The following is an 18416-nucleotide window of genomic DNA, read 5'->3' as shown; positions in this document are numbered from 1 at the left end:
TCAGTAAGGGTGTCAACAAGGAATATTACAAATTGTTAACCGAGTCTTGAAAGCCTTGTGCTACAAAGGTTTGAAATGTTAAGAAAGATGTGACTAAAGGACAGCTTGATAAGGGGGGTGCCGATAGGCGGGGGGATCTGATAATTTTTAACGCCTACCTACTTAACTGATAACTTACCCACTGATAACTGATAACTGATAACTGATAACTGATAACTGATAATCCTGTGGCTGTTTTAAAAGATAATCGGGCTACCGTCCAAAAAGTTCTCTGGATCACCCTGCTGCTGAATATGTTGGTTATGGCGATCAAAGCGGGGGTGGGTTTGAGAATTAGTTCTTTGAGTCTGCAAGCGGATGCTCTCCATAGTGTCACCGATAGTGCTAATAATGTCTTGGGATTGGTAGCGATGCGGTTTTCCTCTCCCTATCCCGATCGAGATCATCCCTACGGACATCTGAAATACGAAGCGATCGGAGCTTTAGCGATCGCCGCATTTTTGGGGATTGCCTGTTTTGAAATCTTGCAAGGGGCGATCATGCGTATTATCAAAGGAGGAAAACCTGTCGAGATTGCAGGTCCGGAATTATGGCTATTAATTATCGTTTTAGGGGTGAATATTTTTGTCACCTATTATGAGAGATCCGTGGGGCAGCGTGTCGGTAGTGTGATTTTGATTGCCGATGCTCGTCATACCATGAGTGATGTGTGGGTGACAATTACGGTTTTATTGGGGTTAGTTGGGGTTTGGGTAGGCAATACGGCTAATATTCCCCAATTACAATGGTTAGATGCGATTTTGTCCTTTCCTGTCGCTTTTTTGGTGTTTAGCAGTGGTTGGAAAGTCCTGATGGAGAATTTACCTTTGTTAGTGGATGAAATGGCGATCGCTCCTGAAGTGATTCATCAAATTGTCCTGGAGGTGCCGGGGGTGCTTAACTGTCATGCGATCGCGTCTCGGGGAGTGGTGGGAAGACAGGTATTTATAGAAATGCACCTAATTGTCTCCGCTGAAGATGTGGAAACTGCTCACGCAATCACGGAAGCGGTAGAAGCAAGATTAAGCCAACAATTTAGCCCTGTGAGAATTTTAATTCACGTTGAACCGCCGGATTATCACTCCGATCAGATCACTTTTGATGAAGAAGTGTGAAGCAAAAAGGCCTAAAATAAGTAGCGAACTTTTGCTAGAGGTGGCCATGGCGACAGAAAATCAAGCTAGAAGCATAGTAATTACTGGTGGGGCAGGATTTATCGGCTCGAATTTTGTTCATCATTGGTGCGAGAATTATCCTGAGGATCGTGTCATTGTTCTCGATGCTCTTACCTATGCAGGCAATTTGAATAATTTAGCGACACTGAAAGATAGAAAGAATTTCCGTTTTCTGCAAGGGGATATCTGCGATCGAGCTTTGGTTGATGAATTATTTGCAGGTGAAAATATCGATACAGTTGCCCATTTTGCCGCCGAATCCCATGTGGATCGATCAATTCTTGGCCCTGGGGCTTTTGTCCAAACTAATGTGGTGGGAACTTTTACTCTATTAGAAAGTTTTCGGCAACATTGGTTAAGTAATCATCAACCCGATAAATATCGTTTTCTGCACGTTTCCACCGATGAAGTTTATGGCAGTTTAGGAGTAGATGATCCAGCTTTTACCGAAACTACTCCCTATGCTCCTAATAGTCCCTATTCTGCCTCAAAAGCGGGGAGTGACCATCTAGCGAGAGCTTATTTTCATACCTACGGAATGCCGACAATTATTACTAATTGCTCTAATAATTATGGTTCCTATCATTTTCCCGAAAAGTTAATTCCTTTGATGTGTATTAATATTCTTTTGGGTAAACCTTTACCTGTTTATGGTGATGGTCAAAATGTTCGAGATTGGTTATATGTGCGGGATCATTGTCAAGCTTTAGATACAGTTATTCACAAAGGAAAAGCGGGAGAAACCTATAATATTGGCGGAAATAATGAGGTAAAAAATATCGATTTAGTCAGGATGTTATGTGATTTAATGGATGAATTGGCCACCGATTTACCCGTGAAACCCGCTCGGAATTTAATTACTTTTGTCAGGGACCGGCCCGGACATGATCGCCGGTATGCTATTGATGCCAGTAAAATTCGCACCGAATTAGGTTGGCAACCTGAAGAAACGGTAGAGGGGGGATTAAGAAAAACCATTCAATGGTATCTCGATCATCGGGATTGGTGGCAACCCTTGTTATCCAAAGAATATCAAGAGTATTATGGGAAAGTTTACGGTTAGAGAAGGGTAAAAACTTTAATCTTAATTTTAGGTGTGTTAGCGAAAACTAACACACTTAAACCTTGTACCTCACCATTAAGATATTGGCGTTATTTTCAATAATATCCAATGGCTGCCGACCGTTCCCTCGATCGCCACTTGTGGAAATACCGCCGGGATGAGTTAGAATCGGAAAGAAGAATTTTTGAGTAGCTATGATCAAATTACGTCTAAAACGCTTTGGTAAAAAACGCGAAGCCAGTTATCGTATCGTTGCGGCCGTTAGCACCAGTCGTCGCGATGGTCGTCCCCTAGAGGAGTTAGGATTCTACAATCCCCGTACCGATGAAGTGCGTCTGGATGAAGAAGGAATCATCCGACGCTTACAACAAGGAGCGCAACCGACGGACACCGTGCGCGGCATTCTCACCAAACAGAAAATTTTCGAGAAAATCAATGCCTAGTACCCCCAATTATCTCGAACTGGTGAAATTTATGATCGAGCCGTTTTTGGAAGATCCAGCCAGTCTGAGATTGGATATCGAGCGCTGTAAGGAAAATGAACGTCTTTGGGTGCGTGTAGCCTTCGATGATGCCGATAAAGGCAAAGTTTACGGCCGGGGAGGACGCAATTTACAGGCGATTAGAACTACCCTAGAAATGGCGGCCGCGAGTGCGGGTCGCTCTGTTTATCTAGAAGTCTATGCGGCCGAAAATGAAGGCGAACAGCGCCGCACCCGTCGTTCTAATGGTAACTTTGAAGGTACGGAAAGAAGACCGAGCAATCGCCGACCACCCGCACCCCGGCAGCTCAACAACTAACGAGCGATTTTAGGAAAACAGGGAAGGGGTTTCATCCTCGACCCTCTCCAGTTGCTCTAATTGCTGCCAAACTTTGGCGAGTAGAGTGGTTAATCCGGCTCCTGTTACGGCGGAAATAGTCAAAATCTCGGCATTGGTTATTTTAGCAAACTGCTTTTGGTAGTTATCTATCGTTTCCTCGTCCACAGCATCAATTTTGTTGAAAACCAGTATTTGCGATCGCTTTTCTAAGCCTCGACCATAGGCGGCTAATTCCCCTTGGATAATTTGATAATCGGCGATCGGGTCCTCTGATGTCAAAGAGACAAGATGAATTAACAGGCGTGTACGTTCGATATGGCGCAAAAATTCGTGTCCTAAGCCGATTCCTAGGTGCGCTCCCTCGATTAATCCCGGAATATCGGCGAATACCGTCCCATCTCCCGTGGGTTTGCGTACCACTCCCAAGTTAGGAATGAGAGTCGTAAAGGGATAATCGGCGATTTTGGGACGAGCAGAGGAAACGGCCGAGATTAGGGTGGATTTTCCCGCATTGGGCAGCCCAATAATGCCCACTTCCGCTAATAACTTCAATTCTAGGCGTAAATGGCGTTTTTCCCCGTCTAAACCGGGTAAAGCGTATTCAGGTGCGCGATTATTATTGCTTAAAAAGTGGCGGTTGCCTAATCCCCCTTTTCCTCCGGCAGCCACGATTAAAGTCTGTTCGGGAGTGACCAAATCGCCGATAATTTCCTCGCTATCGAGATCGTAAACCACTGTACCACAGGGAACTTTAATAATGCGATCGCTACCGTTGGACCCGGTGCAGTTGTTCGGGCCGCCCCGTTTACCGTCATCGGCCTTAAAATAGCGACTATACTGGAAATCTAGCAGGGTTTGCAGGTTCTGAGTCGCCACAAAAATCACCGAACCACCTTTTCCCCCATTACCTCCGGCCGGACCGCCGGCGGGGACGTATTTCTCCCGACGGAAAGCGACAATTCCATCACCTCCCTTACCCCCTTCTACTTCTATTTCGGCGCGATCAATAAACTGCATAAGATTAAGTAGTTAAAGTGAAAAAATGATCAAGCTTAAAGCTGTTATATGTTAATATCTTGCCAATTTAAAGCTTCTGCAAATCCCCGAAAATGTTTGACATTGGTAGTAGTGTGGAAGGAACCACAGAGACACAAAGGACACAAAGATCGCTACCATATAAGTTAAACTTATCACACAAAGAATAAGAGAGCCGATATTGTTTTTTTATAACTGCCAATGAGCAAGAATAAGTAATAGGACAAAATTAACTTCTTAGTTAGGATAGGCAAAAGGCACTCATGCAAGAGGTAGTTAGATATGTCTAATTAATTGTGTCCAGCTACTTAATAATATCCACATCAATATTGTAATTATCAGCCGTTTGTTTGCCAATCTTTAGAGTTTCTAGCCAAGGCTATAAAGCTTTGAACCCAAAGGACGAGCATTATCAATCGCGGTCTGAAAATTGAGCAAACACTGGGAAATTTCTTGGTCTTGCTCATCGGTTATTTGTGACCGTTTTTGTCGTCTTTGTTCTAAGATAGCCAAAGCCGAACGATTTCGTTTAATTTGTTCTTTTCGATCCCAATCTGGATAATTGACAAGTTTGGGTTTTAATTGATTCATCTCTTTTACTGGAAATTATCTATCACAATCTTAGCCGATCCCTTGACACTTCACAACTTCAGTCACTATCTCCAAGGTTTTTAGTACATTTGTTCGGAAAGAAAAAACTTGTTTCTGGGCGGGGAATCCCTACAATAGGAAACAGGATAATTAGTAGCAGATGAAAACCGATGGGCCAGTTTTTTAAACAAACTTTCGCTAGTTGCTTGGGAACTTTATTGGGATTATTGGCATTTTCGGTCTTAGGTGTGGGAGGATTAGCATTTTTACTGCTTTCCTTGCTTATTTCTAGCGATAGCTCCTCAGTTAAGGAAAAATCGGTCTTAGTTTTTAACTTGGCCACCAATATCAGCGATGCTCCCCCTAGTTCCAGTTTAGCCGATAGTTTGACCGGTGAGAGTACGACCACTTTAAATTTGCGACAGGTGATAGCGGCGATCGAAAAGGCCACCCTTGATGATAATATTGTCGGTCTGTTACTCTACGGTCGCGGCACTGTCGGTGAATATGGCTATGCTACCCTGACGGAAGTGCGGCAAGCTTTGGCAAATTTTCGCCAATCAGGTAAAAAAATTATCGCCTACGATATGGAATGGACGGAAAAGGAATATTATCTTGCTTCCGTTGCTGAAAAGGTCATTATTAATCCCGTGGGGAGAATGGAAATTAATGGTTTAAGTAGTCAACAAACCTTTTTTGCCGATGCACTAGAAAAGTATGGTGTGGGGGTACAAGTGGTAAAAGTGGGTTCTTTTAAAGGTGCAGTGGAACCCTATACGCGTCAGGATTTAAGTGTCCAGAATCGTCAGCAGCTGCAAACCCTACTCGATACAATTTGGTCTAATTATAGTTCCACAGTGGCCAAAAGTCGCAATTTAACCCTCCAACAGGTGCAAACTATTTCTGATACTCAAGGTATTCTGGAAGCAACCACGGCGAAAAAGGTGGGTTTTGTCGATGAAGTTGCCTATTTAGATCGAGTAATTGTTTTGGCTAAAGAGTTGACAGGAGAAGCAAAAAATAAAACTAATGAGGAGGAAAATTCTGGCTCTTTTTCGCAAATTTCTTTAGCTAATTATGCTAGTTCTCTCGATGAGGAGGAAAATAGTAGCAATCAAATAGCGATAGTTTATGCAGAAGGGACAATCGTAGAAGGTCAGGGAGATAGAGGCCAAATCGGTGGGGATAAATTGGCGAAGGAACTGCGAAAATTACAGGGGAAGGAGGAGGTGAAAGCGGTAGTTTTGAGAATTAATAGTCCGGGGGGAAGTGCCACCGCTTCTGAGGTAATTCTGCGGGAAATTAAGCGTTTAGATGCGAAAAAACCAGTAATTATTTCTATGGGTGATGTGGCTGCTTCTGGGGGTTATTGGATTGCGATGGGGGGTCAAAGAATTTTTGCCGATCATGATACAATTACTGGTTCGATCGGTGTATTTGGATTATTGTTAAATATCCAAAAGATTGCTAATAACAATGGCATCGATTGGGATACGGTTAAAACTGGAAAATTGGCCGATATATCTACTATTACCAGACCGAAAAATCCCCAAGAATTAGAAATTTATCAGGGGTCAGTTAATCAGTTTTATGATTTATTTATCGAGACGGTGGCCCAGGGACGAAAATTATCACCAGACAAGGTTAGAACTGTAGCCCAAGGTCGTGTCTGGACGGGAAAAGATGCGGTTAAAATTGGTTTAGTTGATCAAATTGGTGGTCTAGAAGCGGCCGTGCAATACGCAGCAAAAACAGCTAAATTAGGGGATGATTGGAGTATTAAAGAATATCCTCGATCGCAAAGTTGGCAAGAAGAACTTTTTTCTAATTTCTTGCAAACCTATCTTCCTCCTCTCACTAAAAATAATCACCCTTTGACGCAGGAATGGCAAAATTTTCAGCAGGAATTATTGAAGTTACCTACATTTAACGATCCCCATAGTGTTTATGCTAAGTTACTTTTTAATCTCGATTTTCGCTAATATTAGGTAAAAATAATGCTCCCTAATTCTGAAATTCTTTGACAAAAATTTCTATGAATCGCCCTAATAGCGTTATTCTTGGTTTAGCCTATATTCTGGGATTATTATCTACAGGTCTGCTAGATTTTAGTCCCCAGTTAAACCGATGGCAAGAAGTGGTAATTAGAATTATTATTCTTGGTTTAATTACCCTGTTAACCACAACTTTTATCCGTCGTTTTTGGTGGCAAAGTCCCCCGAAACAAATTTGGCTGATAGCGGGATTAATAGCTATCTTTGCGGTTGTTTATCTGGAAATTCGTACTCCTTACCCCAGCGCAAATGATATCAGTCATCTTTTAAAAAATAATGTAGTTAACTCTATTAAAATCACGGGCAATATTATATCAGAAATTCGTCTCAATCGCCGAGAAAATTTACAATTTTGGTTAGAAGTAAAAGAATTTAGCCTCAAGGATTTACCAACAAAAAAATCCACGGGTAAACTCTACGTTACTCTGCCAAATCTAGCAGAAAATCAGGTTTATCCCGGACAAGAAATAACAATTAAAGGATTACTGTATCGTCCCCGTCGTGCCAATAATCCCAATGCTTTTGACTTTGCTAATTATCTAGCTCTTCGGGGTGCTTTTGCTGGTTTAAAAGGGGAAATAATTATCAATAAAAAGTCACCGACTTGGGGAGTTTGGCAGATTCGTCAGCGCATTGTTGAGGCACAAATTCAAGGACTAGGCCAAGAAAAAGGGACTTTATTAAGTTCGATTACCCTCGGACGACAAGCAGTTAATTTGCCAGCAAAAATCACTGATTTATTTATTAAAACTGGATTAGCTCACATTTTAGCAGCTTCTGGCTTTCATGTGGCTATTTTGTTGGGATTTGTTTTAACTATTACTCGCAATTTATCCCCCAAACAACAGTTTATTATTGCCCTTACTATCTTAATAATTTACGGTACTTTAACAGGGTTACAACCTTCAGTCCTGCGGGCGATTTTGATGGGAATTGGGGCATTAATCGGTCTGCTTTATAATCGACAAGTTAATAGTTTAGGTTCCCTGTTACTAGCGGCTACAATTCTATTATTATGGCAACCTCTCTGGATTTGGGATTTAGGATTTCAGTTAAGTTTTTTAGCGACTTTGGGATTAATTATTACCGTTCCTTTCCTGAAAAATAAAATTGACTATTTACCTAATTTAATCGCTGAACCTATAGCTATTAGTCTAGCTGCCACTCTCTGGACTATGCCTTTATTAATGTTTACGTTTAACTCGATTGCTCTTTATAATATCCCCATTAATATTATCACAACCCCCCTAGTTACCCTAATTAGTTTAGGAGGAGTTTTTACTGCTTTTTTAGGTTTAATTTATCCCCCTTTGGGCAGTATCAGCGCTAGTATTCTCTATTACCCTCTAGAGTTATTACTGCAAATTACCAACTTTTTTAGTCTGCTTCCTTTTAGTACCTACTCCACAGGTAAATTATCTTTAGGAGTGATGTTAATTATTTATATTTGCCTTACCTTAATCTGCTGCAATGTCTGGTTTCGTCAACGGTGGCATTTAGTCGGTTTATTTATCCTCACTTTAATTTTAATACCGATTATTTATCAACATTTTACTTTAACTCAGGTGACAGTTTTAGCCACCAAATCGCAACCGGTAATCATTATTCAAAATCGAGGAAATACCCTGTTAATTAATGGGGAGGAACCCGCAACAGCACGTTATACAGTTTTACCCTTTTTGCGACAGGAGGGAATTAATCAAATACAAGGGGCAATAACTGTCAATAATCCGGCGCAATTCTCAACTATCAGTGAGAGCATACCGATCAAAAAAACTATTAATTTATCCCAGTTAGAAAAATTTAATCTCGGCGAAATTACCGGACAATTGCTCGAGAAAAATTTATTTAAATTTCAGGTAAAAAATCAATCCTGGCTATGGATTGTCAACCCGAAAATTCCCGTTAATTTATCCCAAAAATTCAGCCCCCTAGTGTTATTATGGCAGGGAAGCAATCTAGATAAACAATGGTTAGAGTCCATTCGACCTCAAACAGCGATCGCTGTTACTAACAATCTCTCCCGTAATGCCAGAAATCAACTGAGAAAGGCCAGTATTAAGACTTACTGGACTGGGAGAGATGGGGCAATTCAATGGACAGCAAAAAATGGATTTCAACCCTTTCTAATTAATGAGTGATATGTACCACCAAAACTGAACAGGGAGCATGATGTACCACATAATTACTGACACTACCTAAGATTAACTCAGATAAACCCGATCGACCGTGACGACCAACAATAATTAAATCTATCCCCTCTTGCTGGGCAACTTGACAAATTTTCTGTCCCGGATCACCGATATAATAATCAGCCTTGGCCGTGATATTATCTTCCTTAGCTCGATCGACTAAACCGTTTAACCAAGCTTGTAATTCTGCTTGCATTTCTTCGGTGATTTGCTGTTCTAAGGCGATCATATCGGGGGGATAACCGCCACCATAACCGATCAGATTACCATAAATAAAAGTTTCCGTGTAGGGGGTCAAAGGTTTGGACAGACTATAAACAATTCGCAACTCACTAGCGTAGGTTTTCGCTAAGAGAATAGCCGTATTCAACACCTCTGGAGTGGGATCTTGATAATCCACAGCCACGAGAATTTTATTATAGAGTTTGTTGGTATCCCGATCGACTGAGATTGTTTCCGTATTATCCATAGAATTAGCCTCCTCGATAGCAGATAACGTCAGGGTTGAAGTTAATCTTTTTTCCCATCGGCTGCCAGCAATACCCCGGGGAAATAGTCAAAAATTGCTGAAAGCTGATGATTGATCGCTGACGATCCCCTACCTCTAGTGTGACATTTTTAGGATAATGTAGCTGAATTAGCAAAAAAATTAACAATTTACCCTACTGTCACCCCCTGTTCTGTGGTAACCCATCAGCATTTGTTGATACATATCATAGTCAGAACAGGATCAAGATTACATCTATATTGGCGCTAATGGGGGATGATAGATTGAAAGCGGATGTTTAAAGCTGTCCGGGCGTGTGAACCTCTTACAAATAGATTATATTTATAGATGTTAGTTCTTTTACACGCCTTTTTTTCCCTTTTTATATACCTATGGTAAAAATCAAGAATTGTCCCTCGGGTAGATCGAGGCGATAATAACTAGAAAAATGGCTCTCTTAGGTTTAGTGAGTAAAATGTATTCTAAGATACAGTCCTGCTGGCGAGCGAGTTGAAAGAACCACTCCAGACACAGAGGACACAAAGATTGATCGCTTCTATAGTAAGTTAAACTGGTCGCAACGCGCTCGCTACGCGAGATCACACAAAGAATAAGAGAGTCGAAAAATGGCTAATTAGTCGGATAAGTGAGATTTTTCTCTTTTTCTCTTGCCTTGAGAGATTTGCCAAGGGCAGCTGAAGTATATAATCTAATTAGAGCGAGTTCTAAACCAACAACTTATGATTAGTCGCTACATTGTTGCATGGCTCCCGATGATCGTAATCGGAATTAGTAACGGTATTCTCAGGGAAAGCACCTACGGAAAATATCTCGATGAACTACGCGCTCATCAAATTTCTACCCTGATAGGAATCATTTTTTTTAGTCTTTATATTGGCAATCTTGTCTATTTTTGGCATCTAGAATCCTCCAGTCAAGCAATTACTATCGGTTTAATTTGGTTACTATTAACAGTGGGTTTTGAGTTTCTGTTTGGTCATTTTATCGCCGGTCACTCTTGGTCAAGATTAGGGCAAGATTATAATCTTTTAGCGGGACGAGTTTGGATTTTGGTTCTCTTGGTCATTACTTTTGCTCCTCTACTATTTTATCAACTTTTTTCTTAATTATGAAAGCTATTATCATTAATCGCTATGGCGATAGTAATGTTCTCGAATACACAGACATAGAAAAGCCAATTCCCCAAGGGAAAGAAGTCTTAATTAAGATTATGGCAGCGGGAATTAATCCGATTGATTGGAAGATTCGTCGGGGGATGCTCAAAATAGCCACAGGTAATAAATTTCCCCTGCAATTAGGTTTTGATTATGGGGGAATTATCGTTGAAAAAGGCAGTCAGGTGGAACAATTCCAGATCGGAGATGAGGTTTTTGGTTTTGTCAATCAATTACCCGGTAGAACCTATGCTGAATATGCAATTATTCCCGCTTCCCTATTAGTTAAAAAACCGCATAATCAGAGTTTTATTGAAGCTGCCGCCACTCCTTTAGCAGCTTCTACCGCTTTGCAAGTCTTGCGCGATTTTGGCAATATTCAAGCGGGGAATCGGATTTTAGTTAATGGTGCATCGGGAGGAGTGGGTAGCTTTGCTGTGCAGATAGGGAAAATTTTCTCCGCGCAAGTAGATGGAGTTTGTAGTAGTAAAAATATCGATTATGTCACCTCTTTAGGAGCAGATAAAGTTATAGATTATACCCAAGAAGATTGGAGAAAAAATGAGCAGAAATATGATATAATATTCGATGCTGTGGGCAAGTCTTCTTTTTGGCACTGTCGTCAACTTTTAAAACCCCAAGGCACCTATATAACCACCCTCCCAAATCCCGGAATTATCTTCCTAAATTATCTCGGTGCTTGGTTGCCCCAAAAAGGGAAACTGATATTTTTTGCTCAAGCACAAGCGTCTGACTGGCAATTTCTCAAAGAAGCGATCGAATCGGGTAAATTAACTGTTAGAATCGATCGCACCTATACTTTTTCCCAGGTGGCAGCAGCTCATAATTATAGTGAATCGGAAAGAGTGCGAGGAAAAATAGTCTTGATACCCGATTAAGGATAAATAGTTAGGGATTGCTGAATAAATCTGAAAACCTTGTTGGGTAACACTTTTAGACCTTTTGTCAATCAAAAAGTACCAGATATGGGAGTGATCGGGGGGAAAATCCCTGGACTTTTTCCCTGAAAATTAGGTAATTAACCCCCTGAAAATGGGTAAAACCCTACACCCCACACCCCACACCCCACACCCTGTCCCCACCAACAAACTTTTTGCTGCAAACCCTAAATAGTTAGGGATTTTCCCGATTTTTTGGGGAACGAGTAAATAGTTTTAAGTAGGTAGAAACAGAGAATTCTTTAATTGGGAAGGTGATAAAAGTCAAGGGATTAATAGTAATAATAATATTGCGGCTATCCCTCTGTACCGCCTTGATAATCTGTTTAGCCACCCAATCGGCGGACATAATACCCACAGGATTTAAATTACTCTTAAAAGGGCCAAGAATTAGCTTTCTTACCACACAGGGGGCATCTAAACGACGCAGGGTAATCATATCACCGATCGCTCGTTTACTGAGTTCGTAGAGGGGACTAAAGGCAGGATTAACCTCTGCTTCCGAGGTATTCACCCAGACTTCCTTGCGGGCAATTTGCTCGTTAGTGCGGACAGTTTTGAAGAATAATTCCATTAAACGCCAGACGGAAAAAGTATTCACTTGGTAGGCTAATTCGATCGCTTCTGGGGTTCTTTGGCCGTGGACATTAACGCCATGATTTAAAATCAGTATATCTACAGACTTAAATAGGTCCTCAAGTTGCGTTTCTTCACCTATTTGCCATTTTACGGTTTTTACAGGTACTGATTCGCCGTTAATTTCAATAGCGATCGCATTCTCCCCGGAAGTGAGCGCGATCACCTTGGCTCCCTTCAATTGTAGGTACTTCAACAGCGATCGCCCTAAAGTTCCATTTGCTCCGGTAATGGCGATCGTTTTACCCTTGAGAGAAAGTGCCGTCCCCATCAATTTATCCATAAAGGTGAAAGTTCCACAATAATAAGCCTTTTGGTTATCAAAATGGTGTCGCCAGTGGTAGGTACGATTAACGCGCCATTGAGCCGGGAAACTCTCAAATTGCCCTGGACGATGGGTTAAATCGGTTAATTCCTCCAGATTGGCGATACCTAAACCTCGACCGATCGCCGTACTGAGAAAAGCCAAAGTATAAAGGGAACCTAACCAACCCAACCAAGGGCGATCGAAACCCCAAGAGTAGGCCAGTAGTACCGGTAAAACACTGGCAGCCAACATAACCAAGGCCTCCGGTACATCATTGTACCAGTGGGCCCGACGATAAATTTCCTCGCTCATTACCGACAGATCGGGACGAAAAACCCGATGATGCCAGACGTGCAGACGATAAAGGGGCTGCCAATGGTGGGCCAGAGCATGATAGCAATCACGCACGATCTCCACCCAAATAATTGAGCCACAAATCAGTCCGACACAGAGGAGCAGGTTTGACATAGGGGATAAATGTTAAATTTTCTCAACGAATGTAAACAAAGTAATCTTAGCCCAAAAAAGCGCATTTATCGGGTAAAAGGAACCAATAGCCTGAAAAACTGGGGTTTCTTTCCCGAAAAAAACTTAAGATTCCGTTAAAAATTTTAACAATTTTCGGTAAGATAAAGCAAGAAATAAGCTTCTATTTGAACAGTTACTTAACCTGAGTCGATTATGGCAGAAAATTATTGGTCGCGAGAGGATGATAACGAAGAATTAGACCCGATTGGTTCCCTCCTATCTGACTGGTCCGATCCCGAAGATGAGGAGGACGAATTTAGGAGCGAAATTTTTCAAGGCCGATCGGGACGCAGACAGAAAGCGGCTTTTAGCCTCATGGCGATCTGGACAATAATTATCGGACTTCATTGGCTGAGTTGGGGTTATTGGGCAATTATCGCCCTAACTATGGTACTATCCGGGCAAGCTTTGCGGCTGCTGTTCACGAAACCAGAAACGCCGCCAATTCCCTTACTGGATAAGGATTTAACCTCTGTCCCCAGGGTGTCCCTCTTAGTAGCGGCCAAAAATGAAGAAACCGTAATCACGAAACTGGTTAATTATCTCTGTCATCTAGACTATCCCCAAGATAAGTTAGAAGTTTGGATCGTCGATGACTATAGCACCGATAACACCGGTGCAATTCTCGATCGCCTTGCTTTAGAATATCCCCAATTAAAAATTCTCCATCGTCCTGCTAATGCTGGAGGTGGCAAATCCGGCGCCTTGAATCAGGTTTTATCCCTGACTAACGGGGAAATTATCGGCGTATTCGATGCGGATGCGGGATTATCCTCGGATTTACTGCGTCATGTGGTCCCAATGTTCGACGATCGAGAAGTGGGTGCGGTACAGGTGCGAAAAGCGATCGCCAATGCCGACGAAAACTTCTGGACAAAAGGACAAGCGGTAGAAATGATCTTTGATAGCTGTTTCCAACAGCAACGGATCGCAGTGGGAGGGATCGGAGAATTGCGCGGAAATGGTCAATTTGTCCGTCGTAGTGCCTTAAATCGTTGCGGGGGTTGGAATGAACAAACGATCACCGACGATCTTGATTTAACTATTCGTCTCCATATCGATAATTGGAAAATTAATGTCTTAAATTTTCCCGCAGTAGCGGAAGAAGGGGTGAAAACCGCGATCGCTTTATGGCATCAGCGCAATCGTTGGGCCGAAGGTGGTTTTCAGCGTTATCTCGACTATTGGAAAGCAATTTTAAAGTCTCCCATGCCTTGGCCGAAAAAGTTTGATTTAATTGCTTTTTTGCTCGTTCAATATATCTTACCGGCGGCCGCTATTCCCGATCTTTTAATCACTATTACCCAGCATCAAGCTCCGATTTTAACGCCTTTAACTGGTTTGGCTCTTTCCCTTTCTCTCTGGGGGATGGTGACAGGATTAATCCGGGTTAATACGGGTAAAAAATTCACTTTTGTTCTCGGTTTAGACATCCTTGCTCAAACCATTCGCGGCATGATTTATATGATGCACTGGTTTATTATTATTCCCAGTGTCAGCCTACGGATGGCTTTGCGTCCTAAACGTTTAAAATGGGTAAAAACCGTTCATCTGGGGGAACATCTCAGCGCCGAAGTTTAATTTTCGAGGATAGACTCCAAAAACTTTGGCCTTATCAGGCCGGAAATCCCCTGTCAGTAAAGGTTACAGCCTTTGGAAACCCCTTTGGGAAAAATTTCCAATTTCCTTAATCATGCTTGCTGCCAATAATGTGTTAATTTAGATACAGAATTGAATTCCGTGACAGCACTGGGGTGGCGAAAAGCGCTCGCTCCAGTTTTTTTTCTCTAGAAAACTGGTTTCTTCAAGAAACCCATTTTCTGTAGTTTTTTTTGCGGGAAGCATCCCCCTCTCCTCGTAGGTTAAGGGGGTGAGATCATAACAATCCGTTGCCAAAACCGACTTTTCAGAATACAATACATAAGAGTAGTCATTCATCACTCAGATTAGTTAAGATGATATTACATGACTAATAATATTGACCATGATCGCTTATTTAAGGAGTTAATCTCCACCTTTTTTGTCGAATTTATCGAGTTGTTTTTCCCTCAATTGATCGATTATTTAGATAGGGAATCGATTACTTTTTTAGACAAAGAAGTATTTACCGATGTCACGGAAGGAGAAAGGTATGAAAGCGATTTAGTCGCACAGGTTAAGTTTCGAGGAAAAGAATCTTTTTTTCTGATTCATGTAGAGGCGCAGGAAAGTTCCCGCAAGTGGTTTAATCGGCGAATGTTTACTTATTTTGCTCGTTTTCATGAGAAATTTGTCCTACCGATTTATCCGATTGTAATTTTTTCTTATTCAAAGCCAAAAAGAGAAGCGATTAGTCAATATGTAGTCGATTTTCCTGATTTTAAGGTATTAGAATTTAACTATCAAGTAGTGCAGTTAAATCGATTAAATTGGCGAGATTTTCTCAATCAACAGAATCCAGTTGCTTCAGCTTTGATGGCTAAGATGAACATTGCAGAGAAAGAGCGAGCCAAGGTTAAGGCGGAATGTCTGCGCTTGTTAATCACTTTAAGCTTAAATCCAGCGAAAATGCAATTAATTTCTGGATTTATTGATACTTATCTTAATCTTAATCCAGTGGAAGAGAGACAATTCCAAGAAGAGATTAGCACATTTAGTCAACCCGTACAGGAGGGAGTTATGCAAATTACTACCAGTTGGATGCGTCAAGGTATTGAACAAGGTATCGAACAAGGTATTGAACAAGGTATTGAACAAGGTATTGAACAAGGTATTGAACGTGAAAAGACATTGATTCTTCGTCAACTTAAACGCAAGTTAGGGGAGATTAATCCTTCATTAGAAACTCAAATTATGCAGTTAAGTATTGATAATGTCGAAGTATTAGGAGAAGCTTTATTCGACTTCTCTACGGTTGAAGATTTAATCAATTGGTTAAATACTTTAACTGCTTAGTTTATGTTAGCGATCGCATCTTCGCAACAACCCGCAATTGAGAACTGAGAAACCGGGTTTCTTCGAGAAACCCGGTTTCTTGTAATAAATGTTAATTTCTGTCACAGGGATATTGAAAGATTGGGGATTGTTTGCATAAAATAGCCACAGTCATATTTTCCAGTCAATGTCATTACTTCTACTCCGTTGCCGATTCTTCCTGCTGTTGACGATGTTTTGTTCAATTTTGCTGAATCTGATGACTTGAGTTAAGTTAATCAGGTGAATAGTGCGAGAAATCAGGGTTTAACCGCACCCGAATTAAATACTGGGGCGAAAATAGCGGCTTCCAGTGGACGGGTAAGAAATGCATCCTTGACAGGAAGTTGGGAATTAGAGGTGAGTTTCCCGGTGACAAAGGGAGAGAATAAAACCTTTGTTGAAACATTAGCTAAGATGTAGATGTAGGTTGCTCTAATGGGAAGTTTTGTGACGACAAGTAGCATTGATGATATTTATGGGGAGTAATGAATCTAGAGGATCGCCTAACTTTCTGATTGACAGCGACTCGCCATGAACCAAACAACCGCCAATTATGATGAACCCTGAAAAGAAGCATTAACCGAGTATTTTGAAGCGTTTTTATACTTTTTCTTTCCCGAAGTTCACCAATTAATTGATTGGACAAAAATTCCCGAATCCCTAGAAAAATAACTCAAACGTATTACCGCTTCAGCTAAGACAAAAAAACGTTTCGCTGACAAAATCTGTTCAGTTATCAGCTACCAGTTACCAGTTATCATTTATCAGTGACTAATTATCTGTTGCCAAAGCAGACTTGTCAGAATATAGTATGGAAAACAAGCATAATCTTGGCAAAACTATGTATCATCAACGACTAGCTAGACCTGAAGATGCAATAGCGATCGCTCCTCTTTGGCGAGATTTTGCTCAAAGGCGATCGGAAGCTGATCCCTCGATCAATCTGAAACCTGATTTTGACTATGAAGGATATGTGGGGTATCAGCTTAAAAAACCTCTATCTTTCGGTTTTGTCTTGGAATATGAGCAGCAAATCGTCGGGTTTCTCTTTACTTATGTTTATGATGAGACCCCACCTCCCCAGATTTCTGCTTTGGAAATGTGGGAAAATCCTTTCATTCCCCGTCGTGTGGGTGCAGTTTTGGGGATGTATGTTAAAGAAAAGCACCGCAAACCAGACACAATTAATTTGTTGATTAAAGCGGCGATCGCTAAAGCGGAAGAACTAAAGGTTAGCGATATTGACTTATTAATCAGTATAGATCAGCAAGGGATTCAGGTATTATTAGAACGCTTGGGCTTTGTTAAGGCAGCGATTCAATATACAAAACATTTTAACATATCGGAGACGAATTTACCGAATTTACACCAGGCTCATTTAAGGCTAAGAGAAAAGGAAGTTATACCGACTGGAACAATTGTTTTAAGGGATGTAAAAACTCAAGAAATTGTCAAGAATTCTCAAGGAAAACCAATTTTTTTAGAGCCAGTTAGGGATGCAGCAGGAAAGGCTTTGACGAGTTCGACGGGTTTACCGATTTATCCTCTCCCTTTACGAGATCCGAATACTCATAATTTCGTCTTTGATCAGGCGGAAAATCTCATCTTATGTCCTATCTTACAAGAGCTAGGGGGTGAGGTAGTAGAATTTGGAGGAATCCCTCAATTTTGTCCACCTGTTTATGAACAAATACATGGAAAATTATGCTTAAAGCAAGATAGTAATGGCAATTATGTTTTTGCAGAAGTAGAACGGGATGAGTCGGGGAAAATTAGGCGATTACCGGAAGGAAAACCACTCTTTAAATCGACCAATTGATCTTTAAACTAGAAAACGGGTTTCTTCAAGAAACCCGTTTTCTGTGGGGTTTTTTGCGGAAAGCATCCCCCTCTCCTGGTAGGTTAAGGGGGTGAGGTCATAACAATCCGTTGCCAAAGGCGACTTTTCAGAATACAATAGAGAAGAGTAGTCATTCATCGTTCAGATTAGTTAAGATGACATTACATGACTAATAATATTGACCATGATCGCTTATTTAAGGAGTTAATCTCCACCTTTTTTGTCGAATTTATTGAGTTATTTTTTCCTCAAGTAATGGATTATTTAGATAGGGACTCGATTACTTTTTTAGACAAAGAAGTGTTTACCGATGTCACGGAAGGAGAAAGGTATGAAAGTGATTTAGTCGCACAGGTTAAGTTTCGAGAAAAAGAATCTTTTTTTCTGATTCATCTGGAGGCGCAGGAAAGTTCCCGAAAGTGGTTTAACCGGCGAATGTTTACTTATTTTGCTCGCTTTCATGAGAAATTTGTCTTACCGATTTATCCGATTGTAATTTTTTCTTATTCAAAGCCAAAAAGAGCAGCGATTAGTCAATATGTAGTCGATTTTCCCGAT

The 18416-nt window shown here is 41.1% G+C and carries 17 protein-coding genes and 2 pseudogenes; 15 read left to right on the top strand and 4 right to left on the bottom strand.

Going from position 1 to position 18416, the window contains the following annotated elements:
- Positions 1–227 precede the first annotated feature (227 nt).
- From cdf31 to IM496_RS18785, 4 genes are all read left to right on the top strand, one after another.
- The gene (gene cdf31 / locus IM496_RS18800) at positions 228–1154 is read left to right on the top strand and encodes a CDF family zinc efflux transporter Cdf31 (protein ID WP_287662912.1); all 927 of its coding nucleotides are present in this window, start codon (positions 228–230) and stop codon (positions 1152–1154) included.
- Between the two features lie 46 nt (positions 1155–1200).
- Entirely contained in the window at positions 1201–2277 is a 1077-nt protein-coding gene (gene rfbB, locus IM496_RS18795) for a dTDP-glucose 4,6-dehydratase (RefSeq protein WP_287662911.1), read from the top strand.
- 194 nt (positions 2278–2471) lie between these two features.
- Positions 2472–2720 (top strand): 30S ribosomal protein S16, encoded by a 249-nt coding sequence (gene rpsP / locus IM496_RS18790; protein ID WP_002780060.1) that lies wholly within the window; start codon positions 2472–2474, stop codon positions 2718–2720.
- A complete protein-coding gene (locus IM496_RS18785) occupies positions 2713–3078 on the top strand; it encodes a KH domain-containing protein (protein ID WP_104397532.1) in 366 nt (121 codons plus the stop codon). The genes rpsP and IM496_RS18785 overlap by 8 nt, the downstream gene beginning before the upstream one ends.
- Before the next feature lie 9 nt (positions 3079–3087).
- On the opposite strand, the gene obgE is transcribed toward IM496_RS18785, so the two are convergent.
- Complete coding sequence (gene obgE / locus IM496_RS18780; protein ID WP_287662910.1) at positions 3088–4116, bottom strand: GTPase ObgE; 1029 nt, start codon at positions 4114–4116, stop codon at positions 3088–3090.
- A gap of 387 nt (positions 4117–4503) precedes the next feature.
- On the bottom strand, positions 4504–4725 hold the full coding sequence (locus tag IM496_RS18775; RefSeq protein WP_194014222.1) for a hypothetical protein: 222 nt from the start codon (positions 4723–4725) through the stop codon (positions 4504–4506).
- A gap of 170 nt (positions 4726–4895) precedes the next feature.
- Between IM496_RS18775 and sppA the strand changes: the two genes are divergently transcribed.
- Together sppA and IM496_RS18765 are read left to right on the top strand one after the other, a co-directional pair.
- Entirely contained in the window at positions 4896–6707 is a 1812-nt protein-coding gene (sppA, locus tag IM496_RS18770; protein ID WP_287662908.1) for a signal peptide peptidase SppA, read from the top strand.
- Between the two features lie 53 nt (positions 6708–6760).
- The gene (locus IM496_RS18765) at positions 6761–8920 is read left to right on the top strand and encodes a ComEC/Rec2 family competence protein (protein ID WP_287662913.1); all 2160 of its coding nucleotides are present in this window, start codon (positions 6761–6763) and stop codon (positions 8918–8920) included.
- Here IM496_RS18765 and IM496_RS18760 read toward each other — a convergent pair.
- Positions 8910–9440: a universal stress protein gene (locus IM496_RS18760; protein WP_194014217.1), complete on the bottom strand. Its 531-nt coding sequence runs from the start codon at positions 9438–9440 to the stop codon at positions 8910–8912. The two genes, IM496_RS18765 and IM496_RS18760, sit on opposite strands and share 11 nt — an antisense overlap.
- 758 nt (positions 9441–10198) lie before the next feature.
- On the opposite strand from IM496_RS18760, the gene IM496_RS18755 reads away from it, so the two are divergent.
- Together IM496_RS18755 and IM496_RS18750 are read left to right on the top strand one after the other, a co-directional pair.
- A complete protein-coding gene (locus IM496_RS18755) occupies positions 10199–10585 on the top strand; it encodes a hypothetical protein (protein ID WP_103113165.1) in 387 nt (128 codons plus the stop codon).
- Positions 10586–10587: 2 nt separating this feature from the next.
- Positions 10588–11532 (top strand): NAD(P)-dependent alcohol dehydrogenase, encoded by a 945-nt coding sequence (locus IM496_RS18750; protein WP_287662907.1) that lies wholly within the window; start codon positions 10588–10590, stop codon positions 11530–11532.
- A gap of 235 nt (positions 11533–11767) precedes the next feature.
- Here IM496_RS18750 and IM496_RS18745 read toward each other — a convergent pair whose 3' ends face one another.
- On the bottom strand, positions 11768–13003 hold the full coding sequence (locus IM496_RS18745; protein WP_046660776.1) for a bifunctional sterol desaturase/short chain dehydrogenase: 1236 nt from the start codon (positions 13001–13003) through the stop codon (positions 11768–11770).
- Positions 13004–13216: 213 nt separating this feature from the next.
- Between IM496_RS18745 and IM496_RS18740 the strand changes: the two genes are divergently transcribed.
- The 7 genes and pseudogenes from IM496_RS18740 to IM496_RS18720 all read left to right on the top strand — a co-directional run.
- On the top strand, positions 13217–14644 hold the full coding sequence (locus tag IM496_RS18740) for a glycosyltransferase family 2 protein (RefSeq protein WP_194016217.1): 1428 nt from the start codon (positions 13217–13219) through the stop codon (positions 14642–14644).
- Between the two features lie 384 nt (positions 14645–15028).
- Positions 15029–15997 carry a DUF4351 domain-containing protein gene (locus tag IM496_RS18735; RefSeq protein WP_287662905.1) on the top strand — a complete coding sequence of 323 codons (969 nt, stop codon included), beginning with the start codon at positions 15029–15031 and terminating at the stop codon, positions 15995–15997.
- A 171-nt stretch (positions 15998–16168) separates the two neighbouring features.
- Positions 16169–16246: pseudogene (locus IM496_RS22770) on the top strand (DUF4347 domain-containing protein); the annotation flags it as partial.
- A 12-nt stretch (positions 16247–16258) separates the two neighbouring features.
- On the top strand, positions 16259–16438 hold the full coding sequence (locus IM496_RS18730; protein WP_287662904.1) for a hypothetical protein: 180 nt from the start codon (positions 16259–16261) through the stop codon (positions 16436–16438).
- Positions 16439–16549: 111 nt separating this feature from the next.
- Positions 16550–16753, top strand: a pseudogene (locus IM496_RS22765) (hypothetical protein); the annotation flags it as partial.
- A 76-nt stretch (positions 16754–16829) separates the two neighbouring features.
- A complete protein-coding gene (locus tag IM496_RS18725) occupies positions 16830–17837 on the top strand; it encodes a GNAT family N-acetyltransferase (protein WP_194016210.1) in 1008 nt (335 codons plus the stop codon).
- A 186-nt stretch (positions 17838–18023) separates the two neighbouring features.
- A partial coding sequence (locus IM496_RS18720) for an Rpn family recombination-promoting nuclease/putative transposase (RefSeq protein WP_287662903.1) occupies positions 18024–18416 on the top strand: 393 nt, incomplete at its 3' end.

The sequence above is a fragment of the Microcystis sp. M049S2 genome (genome assembly GCF_020245625.1).
In the GTDB taxonomy this organism is placed as follows: Bacteria; Cyanobacteriota; Cyanobacteriia; order Cyanobacteriales; family Microcystaceae; genus Microcystis; species Microcystis ichthyoblabe_A.
Note: the sequence above shows the minus strand (reverse complement) of the source record. Positions and strands in the feature narration are given on the sequence as shown.